This window comes from Acinetobacter sp. 12966 (genome assembly GCF_031196995.1).
GTDB classification, from domain to species: Bacteria; Pseudomonadota; Gammaproteobacteria; order Pseudomonadales; family Moraxellaceae; genus Acinetobacter; species Acinetobacter geminorum.
In genome coordinates, this window is record NZ_JAVIMC010000089.1 from 41,059 (window position 1) to 61,510 (window position 20,452).

Annotated in this window: 18 protein-coding genes, 1 tRNA gene and 1 pseudogene; 10 read left to right on the forward strand and 10 right to left on the reverse strand. The window is 36.9% G+C overall.

What is annotated here, in order from left to right:
- Positions 1–85 precede the first annotated feature (85 nt).
- Positions 86–3,181, forward strand: coding sequence for a multidrug efflux RND transporter permease subunit (locus RFW85_RS12695; protein WP_170249254.1), 3,096 nt, complete (start codon positions 86–88; stop codon positions 3,179–3,181).
- Positions 3,182–3,254: 73 nt separating this feature from the next.
- Entirely contained in the window at positions 3,255–3,830 is a 576-nt protein-coding gene (locus tag RFW85_RS12700) for a DUF4112 domain-containing protein (RefSeq protein WP_170249255.1), read from the forward strand.
- Between the two features lie 48 nt (positions 3,831–3,878).
- On the opposite strand, the gene htpX is transcribed toward RFW85_RS12700, so the two are convergent.
- Together htpX and RFW85_RS12710 are read right to left on the reverse strand one after the other, a co-directional pair.
- A complete protein-coding gene (htpX, locus tag RFW85_RS12705) occupies positions 3,879–4,784 on the reverse strand; it encodes a protease HtpX (protein WP_017399628.1) in 906 nt (301 codons plus the stop codon).
- 258 nt (positions 4,785–5,042) lie between these two features.
- Positions 5,043–5,903: a lytic transglycosylase domain-containing protein gene (locus RFW85_RS12710; RefSeq protein ID WP_216076573.1), complete on the reverse strand. Its 861-nt coding sequence runs from the start codon at positions 5,901–5,903 to the stop codon at positions 5,043–5,045.
- A 505-nt stretch (positions 5,904–6,408) separates the two neighbouring features.
- Between RFW85_RS12710 and ttcA the strand changes: the two genes are divergently transcribed.
- Positions 6,409–7,314 carry a tRNA 2-thiocytidine(32) synthetase TtcA gene (gene ttcA, locus RFW85_RS12715; protein ID WP_170249258.1) on the forward strand — a complete coding sequence of 302 codons (906 nt, stop codon included), beginning with the start codon at positions 6,409–6,411 and terminating at the stop codon, positions 7,312–7,314.
- Between the two features lie 204 nt (positions 7,315–7,518).
- Positions 7,519–7,902: an SCP2 sterol-binding domain-containing protein gene (locus tag RFW85_RS12720; RefSeq protein WP_003650124.1), complete on the forward strand. Its 384-nt coding sequence runs from the start codon at positions 7,519–7,521 to the stop codon at positions 7,900–7,902.
- 90 nt (positions 7,903–7,992) lie between these two features.
- Here the strand turns inward: RFW85_RS12720 and RFW85_RS12725 are convergent, their stop codons facing one another.
- Positions 7,993–9,105, reverse strand: coding sequence for a transglycosylase SLT domain-containing protein (locus RFW85_RS12725; protein WP_170249260.1), 1,113 nt, complete (start codon positions 9,103–9,105; stop codon positions 7,993–7,995).
- Positions 9,106–9,477: 372 nt separating this feature from the next.
- On the opposite strand from RFW85_RS12725, the gene greB reads away from it, so the two are divergent.
- Complete coding sequence (gene greB, locus RFW85_RS12730; RefSeq protein WP_002118865.1) at positions 9,478–9,972, forward strand: transcription elongation factor GreB; 495 nt, start codon at positions 9,478–9,480, stop codon at positions 9,970–9,972.
- Between the two features lie 89 nt (positions 9,973–10,061).
- Positions 10,062–10,151, forward strand: a tRNA-Ser gene (locus RFW85_RS12735).
- Positions 10,152–10,256: 105 nt separating this feature from the next.
- Here RFW85_RS12735 and RFW85_RS12740 read toward each other — a convergent pair.
- Both RFW85_RS12740 and RFW85_RS12745 read right to left on the reverse strand, forming a co-directional pair.
- Positions 10,257–11,039: an SDR family oxidoreductase gene (locus RFW85_RS12740; RefSeq protein ID WP_170249278.1), complete on the reverse strand. Its 783-nt coding sequence runs from the start codon at positions 11,037–11,039 to the stop codon at positions 10,257–10,259.
- Positions 11,039–11,362 (reverse strand): nuclear transport factor 2 family protein, encoded by a 324-nt coding sequence (locus RFW85_RS12745; RefSeq protein ID WP_170249280.1) that lies wholly within the window; start codon positions 11,360–11,362, stop codon positions 11,039–11,041. The genes RFW85_RS12740 and RFW85_RS12745 overlap by 1 nt, the downstream gene beginning before the upstream one ends.
- A gap of 107 nt (positions 11,363–11,469) precedes the next feature.
- Here RFW85_RS12745 and RFW85_RS12750 point away from each other — a divergent pair, with 107 nt between their 5' ends.
- Together RFW85_RS12750 and RFW85_RS12755 are read left to right on the forward strand one after the other, a co-directional pair.
- Positions 11,470–12,372 carry a LysR family transcriptional regulator gene (locus RFW85_RS12750; protein WP_170249282.1) on the forward strand — a complete coding sequence of 301 codons (903 nt, stop codon included), beginning with the start codon at positions 11,470–11,472 and terminating at the stop codon, positions 12,370–12,372.
- Between the two features lie 601 nt (positions 12,373–12,973).
- A complete protein-coding gene (locus tag RFW85_RS12755; RefSeq protein WP_046813551.1) occupies positions 12,974–13,846 on the forward strand; it encodes a MetQ/NlpA family ABC transporter substrate-binding protein in 873 nt (290 codons plus the stop codon).
- Between the two features lie 80 nt (positions 13,847–13,926).
- On the opposite strand, the gene RFW85_RS12760 is transcribed toward RFW85_RS12755, so the two are convergent.
- The 3 genes from RFW85_RS12760 to RFW85_RS12770 all read right to left on the reverse strand — a co-directional run bounded on the left by RFW85_RS12760 (position 13,927) and on the right by RFW85_RS12770 (position 17,003).
- On the reverse strand, positions 13,927–15,057 hold the full coding sequence (locus RFW85_RS12760) for a DUF389 domain-containing protein (protein WP_170249285.1): 1,131 nt from the start codon (positions 15,055–15,057) through the stop codon (positions 13,927–13,929).
- 182 nt (positions 15,058–15,239) lie between these two features.
- Positions 15,240–15,983, reverse strand: a complete 744-nt coding sequence (locus tag RFW85_RS12765) for a TSUP family transporter (RefSeq protein ID WP_170249337.1) — start codon at positions 15,981–15,983, stop codon at positions 15,240–15,242.
- Positions 15,984–16,184: 201 nt separating this feature from the next.
- On the reverse strand, positions 16,185–17,003 hold the full coding sequence (locus RFW85_RS12770) for an alpha/beta fold hydrolase (RefSeq protein ID WP_170249286.1): 819 nt from the start codon (positions 17,001–17,003) through the stop codon (positions 16,185–16,187).
- A gap of 284 nt (positions 17,004–17,287) precedes the next feature.
- On the opposite strand from RFW85_RS12770, the gene RFW85_RS12775 reads away from it, so the two are divergent.
- Complete coding sequence (locus tag RFW85_RS12775) at positions 17,288–18,073, forward strand: hypothetical protein (protein ID WP_170249288.1); 786 nt, start codon at positions 17,288–17,290, stop codon at positions 18,071–18,073.
- Between the two features lie 40 nt (positions 18,074–18,113).
- Here the strand turns inward: RFW85_RS12775 and RFW85_RS12780 are convergent, their stop codons facing one another.
- Together RFW85_RS12780 and RFW85_RS12785 are read right to left on the reverse strand one after the other, a co-directional pair.
- The gene (locus RFW85_RS12780; protein WP_170249290.1) at positions 18,114–18,266 is read right to left on the reverse strand and encodes a phosphoglycerate mutase family protein; all 153 of its coding nucleotides are present in this window, start codon (positions 18,264–18,266) and stop codon (positions 18,114–18,116) included.
- Positions 18,267–18,272: 6 nt separating this feature from the next.
- Complete coding sequence (locus tag RFW85_RS12785; protein ID WP_170249292.1) at positions 18,273–19,094, reverse strand: ROK family protein; 822 nt, start codon at positions 19,092–19,094, stop codon at positions 18,273–18,275.
- A gap of 771 nt (positions 19,095–19,865) precedes the next feature.
- On the opposite strand from RFW85_RS12785, the pseudogene RFW85_RS12790 reads away from it, so the two are divergent.
- A pseudogene (locus RFW85_RS12790) lies at positions 19,866–20,426 on the forward strand (TetR/AcrR family transcriptional regulator).
- The last annotated feature ends 26 nt before the right edge of the window (positions 20,427–20,452 follow it).

The window sequence follows — 20,452 nt, forward strand, 5'->3', positions numbered from 1 at the left end:
TGTCTTTTTTATATCACTCGTTGATGATCAAGAGGCCAAATTTGGTATTGCCACCTGTTAATTGACGACCTAATTCTGAGCAGCCATGCTATCTAAATTTTTTATTCAGCGCCCCATTTTTGCCAGTGTACTAGCAATTATTGTTATGGCATTTGGTATTTTCTCGGTGCTGAATTTACCCGTAGAGCGCTATCCTGATATTGCCCCTCCTAAAATTACAGTATCGGCAAGTTATAGTGGTGCAGATGCACAAACGGTTGAGCAAAGTGTTACTCAGATATTAGAACAGCAAATACAAGGTATTGATAATTTACTTTATTTCAGCTCTACCAGTGATTCATCAGGACGTAGCCGAATTACCATTAGTTTTGAGAATGGAACAAATCCAGATACAGCACAGGTCCAAGTACAAAATAGTATTAGTGGCGTCATAAGACGTTTACCCGATGAGGTACAACGCCAAGGGGTGACTGTGAGTAAGTCGCTCGGCGATACTTTTATGGTGGTAGGTTTATATGACTCAACTAGTAAATCGGGCAATATTGAGCTATCGGACTATTTGAGTACGCATGTGGTAGATGACCTGAACCGTATTGAAGGGGTGGGTGAGTCAGATGTTTTCGGTTCGCAATATGCAATGCGAATCTGGCTTAATCCAGAGAAATTAAAACAATATAATTTAATGCCAAGTGATGTAGCGAATGCAATCACTGCCCAAAATACACAAGTTGCTGCAGGTGCAATCGGTGATTTACCCGTCATTGATGGACAATATTTAAATACAAAAGTCACCGCAGGATCTCGACTAAAAACAGTCGAAGATTTTAAAAATATTGTAGTGAAAGCAAATCAAACAGCGAGCTATGTCTACTTAAAAGATATTGCTAGAGTCGAGTTGGGGGCAGAAAATTATCAGTCTTTTAACACTATTAATGGTTATCCAGCCGCTGGTTTAGGTATTTCGTTATCTTCGGGGGCGAATGCGATTCAGACCTCGAAACTCATCCATCAAACTCTAGATCAGCTTACAACTAAGCTACCTGCTGGCTATAAAATTGTTTATCCACGAGATAATACGCCATTTGTCCAAGAGTCAATTAAAGAAGTTGTAAAGACGCTTATTGAAGCGATTATTTTAGTTATTTTGGTGATGTTCTTATTCTTGCAAAGCTGGCGCGCTACACTTATTCCGAGTATTACCGTTCCAGTTGTTATTTTGGGAACTTTTGCTGTTTTATATGTGCTCGGTTTTAGTATTAACACCTTAACGCTGTTTGCATTAGTGCTCGCGATTGGTTTGCTAGTAGATGATGCGATTGTGGTGGTTGAGAATGTTGAGCGGCTCATGCATGAACAGCATTTAACACCAAAAGAAGCAGCCATTGAGTCAATGGGAGAAATTAGTAGTGCCTTAATCGGAATTACATTGGTTTTAACTGCTGTTTTTATTCCAATGTCGTTTTTAGGTGGCTCAATTGGCGTGATTTATCGTCAGTTTTCTATTACTTTAGTTGCCGCTATGGCGTTATCACTCGTCGTGGCATTAGTGTTAACGCCTGCTTTATGTGCCTTAATTTTAAAGCCTAATCCAGAGTCTAAGCGTTGGGCGGTTTGGTTTAACAAAAAAATTGATCAACTTAAAAATCAATATATCAAGATCGTCCAGACAAGCATTCGTTACAGTAAATCGGTTATCGTGATTTTTGTGGCTTTGATTGCTGTTTTTGCACTGTTCTATAACGGTTTAAAAAGTGGATTTATTCCTAAAGAAGACCAAGGCATTTTAAGCGTTCAAATTAAGCTTGTTGATAGTGCGCCAATCTCGCAAAGTCAAAAAATTGGAGAACAAGTCCGCCAATATTTCTTAACTCAAGAAGATAAGAATGTGGATCTGGTTTTAATCCGCTATGGACGAAATTATTCTGGTACAGGCCAGAACTTGGCACAGGGATTTATTGCCTTAAAACCTTGGGATGTGCGTACTGGTAAGGAAAATTCAGCTGACGCTATTCAAAAGCGTGCGATGAAATATTTTAGTCAATTTAATAATGCGCAAATTAATGTGACATTACCTGCTTCGGTCAATGGTTTGGGCCAAACTGATGGGTTGGATTTATGGATTCAGGATTTAAATGGTCAAGGTCAAGATTTTCTGGATAACACCTTCCGTCAGTTGCAAACGCAGAGTAAAAGCTATACAAGTTTTGAAAACTTTGATAAGCAATCTACTAACAGTAAAGCAAACCTCAATATCAAAATTGACCAGAAACAAGCATTGGCAAATGGATTAGAGCTCCCCGCGATTAACAACACCTTGTCGAGTGCATGGGGTGGAACGTATGTGAATGACTTTATTGACCGTGGTCGTATCAAGCGCGTTATGATCCAAGGTGATGCCGAGTTCAGATCGAAACCGGAAGATTTATATAATTGGTCTGTACGTAATAATCAAAATGAGATGGTGCCTTTTAGCTCATTTGCTAACTTCAGTTGGGGTGGTGCTCCTGAAATTGTAAAACGCTATATGGGTTATAGTGCATTACAACTTCAAGCTGATGTTGCGAGTGGTAGCAGTTCGGGTCAGGCAATGAAAGATGTTGAACAACTTGTAAATCAGCAAAAGGATGTTGGCTTGGCATGGACAGGTTTATCTTTTGAAGAGCAGAAGTCGACAAATCAGGCTGTCTGGTTATATTTAATCTCGGCAGGCTTTATCTTCTTATGTTTAGCTGCACTCTATGAAAGTCTAAGCATTCCCGCTGCGGTAATGACCTCTATTCCGCTTGGTGTGGGAGGAAGTGTCATTTTCTCTTATATTTTTGGTCTACCAAATGATGTGTATTTCCAAATTGCGCTATTAACTACAATTGGATTGTCTTGTAAAAATGCAATTTTAATTGTTGAGTTTGCTGCCTTGGCGCAAGAAAAAGGTAAGAGTGCAATTGAAGCAGCTTTAGAAGGCGCGAGCTTACGTTTAAGACCGATTTTAATGACATCTTTGGCTTTTGGTGCAGGTGTGATTCCTCTTGTCTTTGCGCAAGGTGCAGGAGCTGTAAGTCGTCAAGAAATCGGTATTAGTATTTTAGGTGGCGTTATGTTTGGTACAGTACTGGTTCTTTTCTTTATTCCAGTCATGTACGTGTTACTGCGTTCGCTGTTTAGATCGAAAGCTACTAGTTAAAAGTAAACAATTTAAAAAAAGGCATCAAATCAAGTATATTAAGATTAACTTTCTCTTTATATATTTGATTTAAATGCCCCAAGAAAAAATATTAACAGAGCAACAGGTCATCGCACTAGAACGAGATCTGGCCAAGTTTGCCACCATGATGGATAGTGCGGTTCGCATTCCTTTTACAAAGCAAGGTATTGGTGCAGATGCTGCGCTGAGTACGATTCCGATTGCAGGTGATGTCGCTGGTTTCGCATTGACCTGTTATGCCATCTATAAAGCCAAACAAATTGGTGTGCCTCAGCATAAGTTGACTCCAGTCATCAAACTGGCCGTTGTAGATGCAGTAGTCGGATTTGTTCCTGTGGCTGGGACTATTTTTGATATTTTTATAAGACCAAGTCGAAAAGCATTAGATGTAGTTCACACGCATATACGCGAAGAATATGCGATTCAGAGCGATATCCATGTTGTTCATCCCTATTTGCATGAAAAGCTTGAAAAGAAGCAACAGCATTCAGCTTTTTGGCGCAATCCTGTTGTCAGTTGGTTATGGTTGCATATTCCTGATTTAGTAGGTGCACTTGTACTGCTTTTAATTGGCTTGGCTGTTTGGTGGGGCGCAAGTTATCTCTGGGGTCTCTATCAAACAATGTAATAAAAAATAAAGCCTCCATTTGGAGGCTTTATTTTTACATTAAACGTTTTATGGGCAATCTAATTGATGTAAAGCTGCCACACGTTGTTCAATTGTTGGGTGGGTTTGGAACAAAGCAGCTAAACTAAAGCCTTGTTCTTTACCTTCCGCAATTGCGAAGGCTTTCATTTCTTTTGGCATTTGATCTGGCATTTCAGTCTCAGCTTGTAGACGTAATAATGCAGAAATCATTGCTTGTTTACCTGCTAAACGTGCACCTGCTTCATCAGCACGGTATTCACGATAACGAGAGAACCACATCACAATGGCAGATGCGAGAATACCAAAGACGATATCCAATACCATGGTAATAATGAAGTAACCCATACCTGGGGCTTCATCGTCTTGACGACCAAAAACATTACGGTCAATAAAGTCACCAACGACACGAGCAAAGAACATAACAAAGGCGTTCACAACACCTTGGATGAGCGCTAGGGTAACCATGTCACCATTCGCAACGTGACCAATCTCGTGTGCAAGCACAGCACGTAGCTCATCTTTGTTCATACGCTCAAGTAAGCCGGTGGAAACGGCAACTAAGGCATCATTTTTGTTCCAGCCTGTTGCAAAGGCATTGGATTGATATGATGGAAAAATACCAACCTCTGGCATGTTGATACCAGCACGTTGAGAAAGTTCAGCGACTGTTTGCAATAACCAGCTTTCAGCTTGGTTACGAGGAGCATTCGGGTCGATCAGTTCTGTACCGGTCGTTTTCTTAGCCATCCATTTTGACATGAATAACGAGATTAAAGATCCCACCATACCAAACACAAAACAGATCACTAAAAGGTTGCCTAGATTCAAGCCACCCGCGCCATGGTAACTACCGACACCGAAGAGTGACAAAATAATGCCAGCTACAACCAGTACCGCGAGGTTGGTAAGCAAAAACAAACCAATCCGCATCATTGAGAAAATCCTCTTATAAATAAAATGTTATCTGATTTATAAACTCTAAATCATGCAGCTAATATGCGGGGCTTGGGCAAAAAATTCAAGAAAAAAATAAGGAATTGATACATTCTTTCACGTAGCAGAATGTGCCTAAATTTAAAGAATTATTGGCTAAAATCGTCAAAATGGTAAAGATTAGGTAATAGATCATTACAATTTAAAACACAGAGAATCGTTGGAATAGAACTGTGAGTAACAGTTCTTCTTCATTATTTATTCAATTCGTATATGGGCAATTGCAGTGGCATTGTTTGTAACATAAGTGCCTGTCGGTGCATCTGTATAGGTGCCGTCAGGTAAAGTCACAATTTGACGAGAAGATGAATATTTAGGTGCTGGTGCTGAGATTTGTGCTGTTGTATTTTCTGCAAAATTAGAAGAATGGGAAACAGTTTGTGCTGAAGCATTCGTAAAAGATGAAAAGCCTGTTCCAGATGCATATAAGTTTTGATATCGGCTTGTCACACGGCGTACATAATCTTGTGTTTCACGGAAAGGGGGAATACCACCATATTTATCAACGTTACCTTCACCTGCATTGTAAGCCGCAAGTGCCATTTGTGTGTTTCCATTAAAACGCTTGAGCAACCAGCTTAAATATTTAGCACCAGCAAAAATATTTTGTTGCGGGTCATACGCGTTAGAGACATTAAAACGACGAGCAGTCGCAGGCATCAGCTGCATTAAACCTTGAGCACCTACTGGTGAACGGGCTTTTACATTAAAGCCTGACTCGGTGTGCATAACGGCTTTGATTAACCCTTCCGAGACACCATGTTGTTGTGCAGCTTGTTTAATGATGTGGTCAAAAGCATTTTTATTCTTATTATAGCTTGGCAGAACAGAAGCTTCTGATGCTCCCCAGTTTGTATAACTGTGAATATTGCTATCCGGATAATAGGTTACTTTTACTTTTTTTAGAGATTGGTCATAGCTTTTTCGGTTGGTGAGCAATGTACTACCGTTTTTATCTTGGTAAATATACATTTGACCTGCTGAACTCGAAGTTATGCCGACCGTAAAAGTGGTCATCCCCAGCAAACAAGAAATAAGAAATTGAACCGAATTTTTCATTTTATGTTATTCACAATTTTAAGGTATTTAAAACTTGCCAAAGAGTTTATCAAAAAATATTACTTAAAGAAGTTTTGTGTAATTTTTTTTATTTCGACTCTTTCAAAAAATCAAGCTGATTTGTTCGAATGCTCATCAAAAAAAATTAAATTTTTTTTTTAAAATGATTCTATTGACATGATTAACTTATTGATAAATAATAGTAAAAAACATTGGTTAAAAAATGATCAATTTAAATAGAACCCTTAACAGAAGGTCAAAACAGTTTGTCAAGCACGAAGAAATCCACAATTTTATCCACAGGTTTTGTGGAAAACTGTGGAAAAGTCCAAAAAGTAAGCATTTTGCACAAAATTTGAACGCTATAGTCAAAATTAGAGCGTGTCTTTTGCATCATGCACGAGCAATGTGACGACTTCAAGAATTGAAACTATTCTTTTGATGCGATTCTCTTCTGAATCATATAAAATTGCGCGGTATTTTTATTTATGGGTATATCTCGTCTATGTACGCGCCAGTTGAGTCCAATCAGGGATTTAATTTTAAGCCTGAACTTCCAACAAGCTCGGCCTATTACCGTTTGCTCAAGAAGCTTCGCCGTCAAGTTGGGCATGCTATTCGTGACTTCAATATGATTGAAGATGGCGATAAGGTCATGGTGTGTGTGTCTGGTGGTAAAGACAGTTATACCTTGCTCGATATCTTGTTGCAGTTTAAGCGTATTGCGCCGATCAATTTTGATGTGGTTGCGGTTAACCTTGACCAAAAACAACCTGGCTTCCCTGAAGATGTTTTGCCTCGTTATATGGAAGAAAACAACATTCCATATTACATTTTAGAAAAAGACACCTATACCATTACTAAACGTCTAACACCGGAAGGTAAAACTTACTGTGCAGTGTGTTCACGTTTACGCCGTGGTTCTTTATATGGCTTTGCACAAGAGATTGGTGCGACTAAAGTTGCCTTAGGTCATCACCGTGATGACATCATTGCAACATTCTTCTTAAATTTGTTCCATGGCGGTAGCTTAAAGGCGATGCCTCCAAAGCTTTTATCGTCAGATAAAAAGAACATTTTGATTCGTCCTTTGGCATATGTTGAAGAAAAAGACATTATCAAATATGCCGAGATACGTCAGTTCCCAATCATTCCATGTAACCTTTGTGGTTCGCAGGAAAACCTACAGCGTGCCATGCTTAACGAAATGCTACGTGAATGGGATAAACAATATCCAAAACGCTTACACAGCATTTTCGGGGCGTTACAAAACGTATCTCCGTCTCAGTTAGCGGACCGTGAACTGTTTGATTTCGAAGCGCTAGATTCTCAGCGCGAGTTGGATTTTAAAGATCCAGAAGAGCTTAAGAATCGCTTAGATGTTGTGAACTTAAGTTTTGCTGCTGAGTAAAACTTCTTGATAAGTCAATTAAAGGCACTTTATAAACAAGTGCCTTTAATGTATCAAAATACTAAAAAATGAATGTTCCGTACAAAAAGTCATAGCCCTAAATTTAAATTACATGCTATAACAACGCTCAAGCAGAATTGCTTCACATGATGTTGTCTGGATAGGCAACTAGAGAAATTGAACAAATAAATTTGAGGAAGAATCATGCCTGCATTTTTAACTGAAGATTGGTTTGCTACTGTCGAAAAATTAACTGCTGAAGCAGGGGATCTTAATTTGCCACCTGCTCTTGCGAATTTGGCAATTAATTTAGTAGTTACAGATGCGTCTGGAAATACCGAATTAGCTTTAGATGGGGGTAAAATCAAAAAAGGTTTGTCTTCAAATGCCAAAACAACTTTAAATATGGATGCTGAAACTTTACGTAAAGTATTCTTAGAGTTTGATATGGCTGCTGCTATGCAGGCATTCATGACTGGTAAAATTAAAGTTCAAGGCGATATGTCTCAATTGATGGCTTTACAAACAGCTAAGCCAAGCCAAGAACAAAAAGATTTGTTCAAGAAAGTATTAGAGCAAACAGCTTAAATTTCAAAGAATTCATATAAAAAGCTTACCCATAGAGGTAAGCTTTTTATTTATACAAACAATGAATTTATCAACTTTTAAACAATAAAATTAGATATTGATTCGTGTTTGCGCCGTTTTGATATGTTCAAGATAAGCACGGATACGAGTGACATATTGAACTGCTTGCTTATATCGACCATTTCGCGTTTTATTGCTTTGCAAATAGTTATAGAGGTTGACCCATTTGTTCGGATCTTTCCCTTGAGATTTCAAGCGCTTCTGAATCTGACCGACCGCGCCCGGTCCCATGTTATAGGCCACAAGCGCATACCAGTTCCGATCAGGGAACGGAATATTATCAAATTCAGTTAGCATCAAATCGTAATACTTCGCGCCACCTTGAATACTTTGAGCTGGATCACTACGATTGCTTACACCCATTGCTCGAGCAGTGCTATTGGTGAGCATCATTAAGCCGCGAACACCTGTGGGAGAAACAGATTCTGGCTTTAAGTAAGACTCTTGATAACCAATGGCTGCAAGTAAATGCCAATCTAGATCATACTTCGCGGCACTTTGCTTAAAGCTCGCTTTGTAGATCGGTAAACGTGTACTTAAGTCACGTTGAATGGTTGACCATGCTTCTGGTTTCACCACATTGCGGTTATAAAAAGAGGCAAGCTGTTGTGTCACACCATTTTGCTTACTTTGGCATACAAAGCCACTGGCGGTCTGGGTGAGTGGGTCATCAGCCTGTTTAAATACCCAACTTAACTCAGGATTTAAGCCATTTTTTTGCAAATTAGCTGTGTCACCACAAGTTGCAGAAAAAGACATCAAACCTTTGTTTTCGATTGTGCTTAAACCAGCTGTAGTCATCGCAAAGTTTGCTTTACCTTGCTGAACCCATCTAAGTGCAGTGGTATTGTCTGCCACGATTTTAAAGTCCAGCTTTACATTTAGGTTTTGCGCATAATTACGTGCTAAGTCGTAACCAAAACCATGTAGAAACTGATCTTCTTTGAAAACGGTTGTCGGGCTTTCTACCGCAACAACAGTTAAAGTGTTTGTATTAACTACAGTATTGTACTGTAGGGTTTTCCCTGCATTAAGACTATGAAATGGAAAAAGCATAGTACTGAGTGCAAGTGCTTTTAACGGGAGAGAAGAAAATAAAGAGTTAAGGCAAAGCCTCGACCCAGAACTTGAATTACTGTGCATGTTGTCTCCGCTACAGATAATTTATGCCCTAAAAGTCAGACAAAAAGCTGCCATAACTTCTAAAAGTTGATAAATTCAATAAGGGGTGGGCAGTCATGACGTCATTCAAAATGACATGAAATGAAAAAAACAAACTGTGTAGAAAATCTACATAGTTTTCGAATGGGTTAAAAAACGCTCAACATTTAAACTGCGCGCATCATAATATTGAAAAAAAGTAATGTCAAATTTTGTACAGTTAAAACTTCGATATATCATCATAACCACATGAATTTCTTAAGGAAGAAAATTTATACACTTCTGATGTGAGAAAATAGGGTATAAAATGCTACATCTTGTAAGCGATATGTTGTTGAACAGTGGTTTTTTATCATGAAATCTAACTTAATCACTCGGTCAGGGCATGACAAATTAGTTGCTGAATTAAAACAACTTTGGCATGAAGAACGACCGGAAATCACCAAAAAAGTAAATTGGGCTGCAAGCTTAGGTGACCGCAGTGAAAACGCGGATTATCAATATAATAAGCAGCTTCTCAGAAAAATTGATCGACGTGTACGTTATTTAGGAAAACGCTTAGAAGAATTAAAAATCGTTGATTACTCTCCTGAACAAGACGGCAAGGTTTACTTTGGCGCTTGGGTTGAGATTGAAAACGAAGAAGGGGAACAAAAAACTTTACGTATTGTGGGAATCGATGAAATTTATGATCATCATCCTCAACATATCTCGATTGAGTCACCTATGGCTCGCGCATTGCTCGGCAAAGAAGTTGATGATGAGATTGAAGTACACACGCCATCTGGAAAAAAGCTGTGGTATATCAATACAATTCGCTATGAAAAGACGGAAAACTCAGAAATTTAAATGGATTTGTGTTTATTTTGAGCGGTTGAATTAAAAATTAAATAAAAGATTTGCCAACTTCAATTTTTATTTATATTATAGCGCTCGTTGGAAGCGTGGCAGAGCGGTTTAATGCACCGGTCTTGAAAACCGACGAGGGTGTGAGTCCTCCGTGAGTTCGAATCTCACCGCTTCCGCCAGATTCTTAAAAAGCCCTTGTTAGTGACAAGGGCTTTTTTTTTACCTGCAATTATAAACTGCTCAAGTGAAGAAAAAATATAATATGGCGTGATTCAACATTACTATTAAACAGTAGGAATCGTTCCGCCATCAATCACATATTCAGTACCTGTAATTGCAGACGCACGGGTTGATGCCAAAAATGCGATAAGATTTGCTATTTCATCTGGTTTAGCTGGTCGTCCAATAGGAACTCCTCCGATTGAATCCATGACTATCTTTTTACCACCTTCATAATCCGTGCCAGCTTGTAAAGCCAGCCGCTCTGCAAGAGCAACTGATGCCTCTGTTTCAATCCATCCTGGCGAGACTTGAATAACCCGAATACCTTTGGGGGATATTTCTTTTGACAGGCTTTTACTATAAGTTGCTAGTGCTGCTTTTGTAGCAGCATAAGCTGTCGTAGCTTCTGGTAAAGGAAGTGAGCGTTGTATTGACGTAACGTGGATTACTACACCTTGGCCTTGCTGAATCATATCGGGAATTAATTGACGATCAATACGTATTGCAGGTATCAGATTTAGGTGAAGCTCTTTGTACCACTCTTCATCGGTTAATGCTGCAAATCCGCCCGCTGGCGCAGATGAGCCACCAAGCATGTGTACAATGATATCTACACCACCTAATAACTCTTTTACTGCTTGGACAACAGCCTCACAACCTTCTCGAGTTGTGAGATCAGCAGAAACAAAATGTACATTATTCGGTAAATAATCTGGTTGAGTTCTAGCAGTGGTTAGTACTGTCGCGCCAAGTTCATTGAATAATTTAACGGTGGCAGCACCAGTACCTTTTGTACCCGCCGTGATTAAGGCACGTTTTCCTTTTAAAGTAATAAAATCTTCCATTAATAAATCCTCAATTTAACAACTTTGTCATTTTCAAGTGTGAACTGAAAATTAAGTCTCACAGGACTATTTGGAAAGTTGCCACTCCCTTGTGTTAAAACCGTGCTGATATGACCATTATTAGAAACATCAATAATTTCAAGTGAGTACTGGTATTTTTCTTTCATTGCCAGCAACCATGTACGAATTTCCGCAATTCCTCTGTATAGACTGCCATCGTCTTCAACAATGGCAGAGTTAGAAAAAATAAGGTTCAAAGCATCTACGTCGTTCGCTTGATCAGCATCAAAGTATGCACTAACCACTTCTGGTATATCTTTCATGAGTCGCTCTTTTTTAATGATCTAAATTGGTGTTTTAAATTTTATGATTTGACGATTGTTCTAACAATCCGTATAAAATGGGATGTTTAGTTGAATAAATCAGGATAATGGAACGAGCAAATTTAAATGATTTAAAAGCAGTAATGGCAATCGCCAAACGAGGAACTTTTCGTGGCGCTGCGATTGAACTAGGGATGTCGACAACGGCTTTAAGTCATGCAATTAGTAAATTAGAGGAAAATCTGGGTGTACGTCTGTTTAATCGGACAACACGTAGTGTTTCCTTGACAGAGGCAGGCAGACTTTTTGTAGAACAAGTCGGGCCTGCTCTTCAGGATATTCATAGTGCGTTGGATATTGTACGTTCGCAGAGAGAATCACCGTCAGGTACATTAAGAATCAATGCGGCTGCATTTGCAGCGAGAGAAATTATTTCTCCTGTGATTATTAAATTTCTTCGACGTTACCCAGAAATGAATATTGATTTGGTCACTGAGGGCAAACTTGTTGACATTATTGCTGATGGTTTTGATTTAGGTATTCGTGTCGCTCATCTTGTCCCAAGTGATATGATTGCGGTGTCCCTTGGTAAACTTCAAAAATATGTGGTTGTTGGTTCACCTGAATATTTTGAGTGTTATGGGAAGCCACAAATACCAACAGATCTTTTTAGACATAAATGTATTCGAGTACGTCTACCTGATGGTGCACTATTCCGCTGGAAATTTGAAAAAAATGGAGAAATTATTCAAATTGATGTGCAAGGACCGATAACCCTTGATGAAGCAAGCTTATCAAGAGCTGCAGTATTAGAGAGCATTGGCCTGGGATACTTTATGGAACAGGATGTTCGCGCTGAAATTGAGTCAGGTCAACTTGTTTCCGTGTTAGAGGATTGGATGCCTTGTATGTCTGGACTTTGTTTATATTATTCAGGAAGACGTAATCAATCTGCGGGTTTGAAAGCCTTCCTTGCCCTAGTTCGTGAAGTAGCCCTGAATAATGAGTAATGTGTTGTATATGAATTTTGAGTATTAGAATTATAAAAAGCTAGATTGTGCAGGATGAAGTTGGATGATTTTTAATTTAATTTTTTGAAATATATAATTTTATTTTTGAGCCGTATCAGAGAAGAGTTATATAAAAAACTTGCTTCCGTCAGATTTTTACAAAGTCCTTGTTAATGACAAGGGCTTTTTTTATGCCTAGTCTCTACATTACTGTAAGATTTAGCTTAAATACTGCTAACAAATCCTGAAAATTTCATATAAATCAAATGAGTATATATTTTAATCGAAATTGTTGTATTTATATAATATATTTTTTGTTTTCAGTATCTTACTTGTAACGCTTCTATATATCAGAATCGAACAAGTTATTTGTAGAATATTCACTTATTGATATATGATGATCCAATATTTAGAGACTGTTTCAAAACGTGATTCTATTGTTCAGCGAGCAAGATCAAGGAAGAAATAAGGCTGAATTCAGGCCTCTAAACCCTTATATATCTGGAAATTACTTCCAGCCAAATATTGTATTTTGACCCAATGGTTAGGAATGTCTCTCTCTCTTTTGTAGAGTAAGCATTTCCTATTTTAGGATGTATTTATGAAAAAATTATTTAGTGTCCTGTTCGGCGCATCTGTTCTCACACTGTCGGCATGTAGCAAACAACCTGCGCAAACTGAAAATACAGCTGAAAACAAAACTGAGTCAGTTCGAACAATTAAACTGGTTTCAACAGGTTCGGATACTGATGTGTGGAAATATGTTGCGACGCTTCCCGAAACTAAAGAAGCTGGTATTAAACTTGAAGTGACCAATCTGACTGACTATGTTGTGCTCAATACATCAGTTGCAAATGGTGAACAAGATGTAAATGCATTCCAGTCATTTAACTATTTGGCAGCTTATAATGCTTCAAATAAGGCTAAAGTTGCTGCTGTTGCGACAACTTACTTAGAGCCAATGGGTATTTATGCAAATAAAGTTAAATCTGTTGAAGAGTTCCCACAAGGCGCGACCATTGCGATTCCAAACGATACTGCCAATGAAGCTCGTGCATTAACTTTATTGCAGTCTGCAAATCTGATTAAACTTAAGCCGAACTTTGATCCTGTAAAAGGGACTACTAATGACATTGCTGAAAACCCTAAAAATTTGCAATTAAAACCAATTCAAATGACTACAGCAGTCCGTGTTAAAGACGATGTAGATGCAATTGTATTGGGTAATACATTAGCACTTGAGGGTGGCTTAAATGTAATGAAGGATTCTATCTTCCGTGAACCTATTGATCAGTCTACAAAACTTTATGTGAATTTGTTAGGTGTGGCTGAAGCGAAGAAAAATGACCCGATCTATACCAAACTTGGTGAACTTTACCACTTACCTAAAGTTCAAAAGTTTGTGAGCGATAAATTCGGTGGAACAAAAGTTGAAGTAAACAAACCTGTTTCTGAGTTTGAGGATGTTAAGTAAATAATTATTTGATTTAAAAACTATTTTTATAAAAGCTAAGCCTCGGTAATCGGGGCTTAGCTTCTTTCTACTTGGATATTTTATTTAACTAAACGTTCTGCTTCTTTATATTGAATCACTGTATTATTTGGACTGTTTGGTGCTTCAATTATCTCTACTGGAATAAATCTAATTTGGGCAATGGTGGATTTTTTATTTGAATCTTTCGGTAGCAATTGATTAAGTCTTTTAATATCTGATGCTGTTGGGGGAGTGTCTCCTCGAACTACTACACGAACGAGAGTAAAAGTATTCCGTTTATCGAACTGGATTGTATCGACAACATTATTGTTAATATTAAAAAATCCATTAACATTTGATTTTACTTTATTTTCATAAAATTGTTTATTTAGCATATGTGTAAAATTGAATGTTAAATAAATCGCTAAACCCACTAAAAAAAATAAACTAACTATATTTCTTTTTATAAATTCGAAGACATTACTTTTCACTTCAGTATCAGAACCTCGGCGAAAACCGGCAATCCACAACACCAGTGAAGAACTAACTTGAATGGCAATAATATTTGTTATAGCTAAAATCAGTGCATTTGCAGCACTTTTCCATTCTAAATGAGCAACTAAGATACCACTTGCAACTAACGGTGGAACTAAAGCGGTTGCCACAGCCACACCTACAACAGCAACAGAAAGTCGCGGTGATATAGAGGCAAAAGCGCCTGCTGCTCCACCTGCAAGAGCAATCATGAGGTCCATTATAGTAGGTTGTGTTCTAGCTAAAATTTCGCCAGTAATTGGTATATTTATATTAATTAGTCCCAAAATAATACCAATCGAATAAATCATTACTAAGCCTAAAATAAGAGTTAAGAATGATGTTCTAAATAAAATCCATCTATTATCAATGAATGACAGGGCTATTCCTGAAATGGGGCCAAGCATCATTGCGACTAACATTGCACCAATAACTACAGCGGATGAATCGGCGAGAAGACCATATCCTGCTATGATCGCTGCAAGCGCATTCATTATAAAAAATGTCTTACTGGGTAAAGCATCTGCTTGAATATTTAAGCGGACATTTTTGTGGTCAATTTTTTTTGTATTTGCTCTAAGCGCCTGTTTATACCTCAGTTTTTCTTTTAGCACCTCATATTTTTGGTGACCGGATTTTTCTTCTACAATGATTGTAGCATCATCTTTTTTTTCCATATCTAAATTCTATTTAGTAGTTTATTTATTAAACTTTATTATTAAAAAAAATAGAGAGAAATCAAGTTTTTCTAAATTTAATAAGGTTTATTTTATTGTGTTTCATAATAAAAGGCTCTTAACAGATGTAAGAGCCTTCTAAAAAAGCACACTATTGAGATACAATTAATGTAATGGATAGATTAAAAGAAATGACTAAAATATATGAAAATCGGGTTCTTATGATCTAATAATAATTTAAAAGCCATACATAAACTTATCAATATTAACAGAGGCTTAATCACTCTTGATCCAAATCTTACCGCAAATTTCGCACCAATCGAAGCACCTATAAAAGCTCCACCAGCCATCACTAGAGCTATTGGAAAAATGACATATCCTTTAATGATGAAAATAGATAAAGAACCTAGGTTACAAGCCACATTTGCTAACTTGGTATAAGATAAGGCGCTTACCAACTTAAAACCTAATAATAGTACAAATGCAACTATGAAAAATGAACCGACTCCAGGACCAAAAACTCCATCATAAAACCCTAGTAACGGTGCGACTAGAAGTGCAAACAGAAAATAAGGAATAAGTGGTTTTTTATCTACATCACTTAGTTTGGGTGAAAAAATAAAATATAAGGCTACTAAAATCAAAAGTATTGGAACGATAGTTAAGAGTACCTTTTTAGGCATGAGCGTAACTGAAAGTGCCCCTAGTGTACCTCCTAAAAAAGACATACAAGCAATAGGCATTGCTTTACGCCATTCGATTAGTCCTTTTCTTGCGAAACTAATAGTTGCTGAAAGAGTTGCCGAGGCAGCTTGCAATTTATTGGTCGCTATTGCAGATACAGGAGGGACGCCTGATAAGAGCAATGCAGGTAGAGTGATTAAGCCACCCCCACCTGCAATAGCATCAATAAATCCAGCTACCATAGCCACTAAGCCTAAGATAAGTAGGATTTCAAAATTCAATTTATTAACTCATATGACATTTCATTAATTAAATGAGAAAGCTCGGAAGAAAGATGAAGATGATAAGTTTCTAAGTTCTTAACTATTTGATTCATGACTAGTTTATTGTGGTTAAAATTCTGCTAAAGACTAAAGTGTCTTTTTTGGAAAATCAATATTTTTTCAAATATTATATTCTTTTATATTTTTTATTAGATAACGATCTTTATTTTTCTCAATTCTTAAATTAAAATTAGCTTTTCGAATGGAAATTTTTTTAAATGCTTGGACTATCTCATAAGGGATTGGAGAGTACTGGGTGGTACCATTAATTTCATAAAATCCTTTCGACTTTCCATTATTGGTTTTTATTCCATCTAATTCACCATAAATGATTAATATATTTTTTCTATAACTCATTAAGAAGTTACAAATTGATGAGGAATAAAAACTATAAGGTTTTGAAATTTCATTTTTAAAATCGAGTCCATATATTTTATGTAATGCTTGATCTGAATATATGGCTGGACAAAATAAAATTAATTGATTAACTTGGATTTTTTTTGCTAAATTAATTGCAATATAGCCCCCCAAACTATATCCAATAATAATATCTACTTTTTTTAAAAGACTATAAAAAGTCATACTTTCATTTATATTTTGAGATAATGATGACTTTATTTTGCTCGTATTATTTAAACCACTTAAGTTAAAGGAAAGTGTTGCAATATTTTTACTTCTAAGAAGCTCTTCTAAAGGGCTTAAGGAACTTAAATCAGAGTTACCTCCATGTATAAGTAAAGCTATTTTTTGTGGGGAGCCTTCGCTGTAACTAAATTTGGCCTCTAATTCATAAGTATCGAAATTATGAATAAAAAAGAAAGAGTTTTCATTTTTAGTAGGTTTATAATTTTTTAGCTCATGTGTGGGCTCATTTGTTACTTTAGAAATGGTATTACTAAGATATTTATGAGCAATTGATATTTTATCTTGTTTTTCCATGACTGATTATTCCTGATAGAAGTGTTAAGGATTTTATTATGTGTAAAATAAAATTTGAATAAATTAAAATAAAAAATTAATAAATCTCTTAAATTTAATTCTTTGCAAGCTTATACAAGATTTTAGTTATATATTTAATATATTCTTTAACATCAAAAAGATGTATCTCTTCTATATTGTAACTACTTAATTTATTTGCTAAACATTTCTATTTTTTAAATACGGATATACAATTTTCTTAGTGACCCGCCTTAGAAAAATATGAAGTTAAAGATTTAAAAATTATGATACCAGTACAGCCATTCTCTTTTTTCGCAATTTTTCTGTTATTTATTATTCCATTGATTGGAGTTGTACTAACACTAGGCTTGTTGGTGAAAGTAATACTCTTTTGGCGAAAGAAGGTTGAAAAGCCTGTTAGGTTTTTTTCTCGAAAGACATTATTCATTACCGTATTGACACTAATATGTGACCTATGGGCAGGTTATTTATTTTATATGATTGAATCGGTAGGGTATGAGATTGCTCTTAAGCAGCATTATAAGGAAAGTCGCAGTCATTTCGTTTTATCTCAAGATGCACAATATGGAGAACTGTTGATTCCCAAAGGGAGCTTAATTAGTCGTTATGATGCTTTTGACAATGGTGAGCCACAATTACCTCTGAGTTTACGGGGATTACAGGCTGTACGTTTCCCTCATCCTGTACAAGTCGCAGGAATGTGGGTAACTGCGATGGAACCTCCTCGAATGGAATTGGCATGGGATCAGCAAATAGGGCCCGTCATGCGCTTTGATCGTAAGGAAGAAAATGGTTATGGTAAATGGGTTTACGACACAAAGCATCCTACAATTGCTTGCTCTCGTGGAGACATCGTACTACTTGAAATTCCATTAATTGATCACGATATTGTAAAAGAATTTGGTAAGCCTGAACCCGATGGAGCTAATGCGCGTTTTCGCCCTAGTGAGTGGGGTGTTCAAGAATGTGAAAAAGGTCATGGGCCAATTAAAGTTAGTCCTGCATATACTGGGACTGCACCAAAGAAACCTTGGTTTCAACCTTACTGAAAAGCTTTATTCGACCTCTTTAGAGATTAGGTCAGTAATCTTATGCATTTACATGATCAATTTTAGGTAATTGTGAACAGAGTGCTTGAGCTTGATTATGGCCATGCTCACTTAAAGCAATCAAAGCATGCGAAAGGGTTTTTCCATTAATATTGGCTTCACTCTCAGCATGTCGGATCAGAAAAATACTCATATTATTTTATTGTTCAATTGCACGTATAGCACCTAAAGCAGCTACTTTTCTTCCCGCTTTTATTTTTGATATGTCGCAATCTTGCCAAAGCTCAGGAAGGCAGTTTTCTTTAGCAGACTTTAAAGCCGCGTCTAAATAACCGGGTAATTCTATTGTTCCTCCTCCTATTACTAATTGCGATGGATTCAAAAGATTAATAACAGTTGCTATTCCAAGACCTAAAGCTGTGCCTGCCTCTTTTATAACAGTTAAAGTTGCTTGATCTCCATTGTTAGCCATTAATGCTAGATTAGATGGGCTGAGTGCACATTGCTTGGCAATTGCTGAGCCACTTGCAACTTCATCTAGACGTTTAATTCCTTCATTACTTTTTACTGGTAAGTAACCTAGCTCACCAGCCCAACCACTAGCTCCCAGTAAGGGTTTTCCATTTATTATGAATGCAGCCCCAATACCTGTACCAATCATAATAATGACACTTGCAGCATGAGCCGAGGAATCATTTAGTTCCGCATGCATGGCAGCTTTTACATCATTTAAGATAATTGTTTTACTACATAATAATTTTAATGCTTCATTTCCCTGCCAACCTATAAATGCAGGGAGAACATCACAATTAACAATGTGCCCATTTTCGTTAACTAGACCCGGCACTGCTAGGCTTATGCTTTCGGGTTTAATTCCATGTTTTAAAATAAAAGATTGTAGGTGTGATATTAATTCTTCTGGGGTGAATGAAATTCCTGTACTAAATATCTCCTCAATTTCATCACATAATATTAATAATTTAGTACCTCCAAGGTCTACACCAATTTTCTGTCTGTTCATCCGATGCCTTATGTAAAAATCATTTTTTAAAATTCTATCTCGTCTAGAGGATAGTGTTTTTATAATTATCAGTGTTTGTGTAATAACTTTTAAATTTAATTCAAATGAAGATCTATCATTTTCCTTACCCTGAATATTCGCGTAAACATAACAAATAGTTGTTTACTAATTTTTCTGTTTTTATGCGTTTATAAACCCCACTTGAACAATAACTCACGCATTATTTATCCTTACTTTTTAATGATCTAAATTAAAACAAATGTCATTTTGTGTGCTTGACTGTAATAGGACAGGGCACTATTCTTTGCCTGCTGGCCACATTGCCAGCCGGTTTTAGCAGACCGTGCTCAAGAACATTGAAAAAATTCATTTTTTTGATGTAGACCCGTTCGTCTCCCTTTTTTGTAGCGGTAGGACGGAAGGGGGACACCTTCGGGTGTGCTGGGTCTTGAGCCAGTCTGCTAACCCCCTTTCGTTCTGCCACCATAATTCTATAAATGTCTGGCAGAACTCCCAATAAAAAGGAGTTGGCTTTGCACATCCATTATTTCTTGGCAGTCTCTGCCAAAGTCTATATCGACACCACTTAAATTTATAAGTAGCTTGATAGCGATTAGCGCTTTCAGGCTTTAATTCGTCGCGACCAAAAACTTAATCAACAATAAAACTTGAGATGTGCAAAACACAGTCTTAACGGCTTTGCTATGCCTTTTTTTCTCCCAAAAAAGTATCTCGTTTACATACAACAAGAATTTTTATAACGGTAAAACTATGCCACATTTAGTGATCTCCCCACGTGCCATACAAGTCGTAAATAAATCAATTGATCTGTTTCACCATCACGGATTTCATACGGTTGGAGTCGACAGAATTGTGAAAGAATCTCAAATTCCAAAAGCGACTTTTTATCATTACTTTCACTCTAAAGAGCGGTTTATCGAAATCTGCATGATCGTGCAAAAAGAACGTTTAAAAGAAAAAGTAGTTTCAATGGTTGAGTACGCCAGTCAAACAAGTGTGATGGATAAACTTAAGAAACTTTATGTCTTACACACCGATTTGGAGGGGCTTTACTATCTATTATTTAAAGCAATTTTTGAGACCAAGCTGACCTATCCAAAAGCTTATATAACTGTAATGAGATATAGAACATGGTTGCTTAATGAAATCTATAGTCAGTTAATAAAACTAAAAAAAGATCTTTCCTTTCAGGACGCCAAATTATTTTTATATATGATTGAAGGAACCATTATTTAGCTTTTAAGCTCGGGTCAAGTAGGGGATAGAGAGATGATATTAGACTGTTTTTTGAAGCAGTTTAAAGCGGCGTAGTATGTATCGTTCATCATTTTTCAAGT

Coding starts and splice junctions, on each gene's coding strand:
- RFW85_RS12755 (WP_046813551.1), top strand. CDS start 12,974: ATGAAAAAATTATTTAGTGTCCTGTTCGGCGCATCTGTTCTCACACTG.
- RFW85_RS12770 (WP_170249286.1), bottom strand. CDS start 17,003: ATGGAAAAACAAGATAAAATATCAATTGCTCATAAATATCTTAGTAAT.
- RFW85_RS12740 (WP_170249278.1), bottom strand. CDS start 11,039: ATGGAAGATTTTATTACTTTAAAAGGAAAACGTGCCTTAATCACGGCG.
- RFW85_RS12725 (WP_170249260.1), bottom strand. CDS start 9,105: ATGCACAGTAATTCAAGTTCTGGGTCGAGGCTTTGCCTTAACTCTTTA.
- RFW85_RS12695 (WP_170249254.1), top strand. CDS start 86: ATGCTATCTAAATTTTTTATTCAGCGCCCCATTTTTGCCAGTGTACTA.
- RFW85_RS12765 (WP_170249337.1), bottom strand. CDS start 15,983: ATGGTAGCTGGATTTATTGATGCTATTGCAGGTGGGGGTGGCTTAATC.
- RFW85_RS12780 (WP_170249290.1), bottom strand. CDS start 18,266: ATGAGTATTTTTCTGATCCGACATGCTGAGAGTGAAGCCAATATTAAT.
- RFW85_RS12700 (WP_170249255.1), top strand. CDS start 3,255: ATGCCCCAAGAAAAAATATTAACAGAGCAACAGGTCATCGCACTAGAA.
- RFW85_RS12760 (WP_170249285.1), bottom strand. CDS start 15,057: ATGGAAAAAAAAGATGATGCTACAATCATTGTAGAAGAAAAATCCGGT.
- RFW85_RS12745 (WP_170249280.1), bottom strand. CDS start 11,362: ATGAAAGATATACCAGAAGTGGTTAGTGCATACTTTGATGCTGATCAA.
- RFW85_RS12775 (WP_170249288.1), top strand. CDS start 17,288: ATGATACCAGTACAGCCATTCTCTTTTTTCGCAATTTTTCTGTTATTT.
- ttcA (WP_170249258.1), top strand. CDS start 6,409: ATGTACGCGCCAGTTGAGTCCAATCAGGGATTTAATTTTAAGCCTGAA.
- RFW85_RS12720 (WP_003650124.1), top strand. CDS start 7,519: ATGCCTGCATTTTTAACTGAAGATTGGTTTGCTACTGTCGAAAAATTA.
- RFW85_RS12710 (WP_216076573.1), bottom strand. CDS start 5,903: ATGAAAAATTCGGTTCAATTTCTTATTTCTTGTTTGCTGGGGATGACC.
- RFW85_RS12750 (WP_170249282.1), top strand. CDS start 11,470: ATGGAACGAGCAAATTTAAATGATTTAAAAGCAGTAATGGCAATCGCC.
- htpX (WP_017399628.1), bottom strand. CDS start 4,784: ATGATGCGGATTGGTTTGTTTTTGCTTACCAACCTCGCGGTACTGGTT.
- greB (WP_002118865.1), top strand. CDS start 9,478: ATGAAATCTAACTTAATCACTCGGTCAGGGCATGACAAATTAGTTGCT.
- RFW85_RS12785 (WP_170249292.1), bottom strand. CDS start 19,094: ATGAACAGACAGAAAATTGGTGTAGACCTTGGAGGTACTAAATTATTA.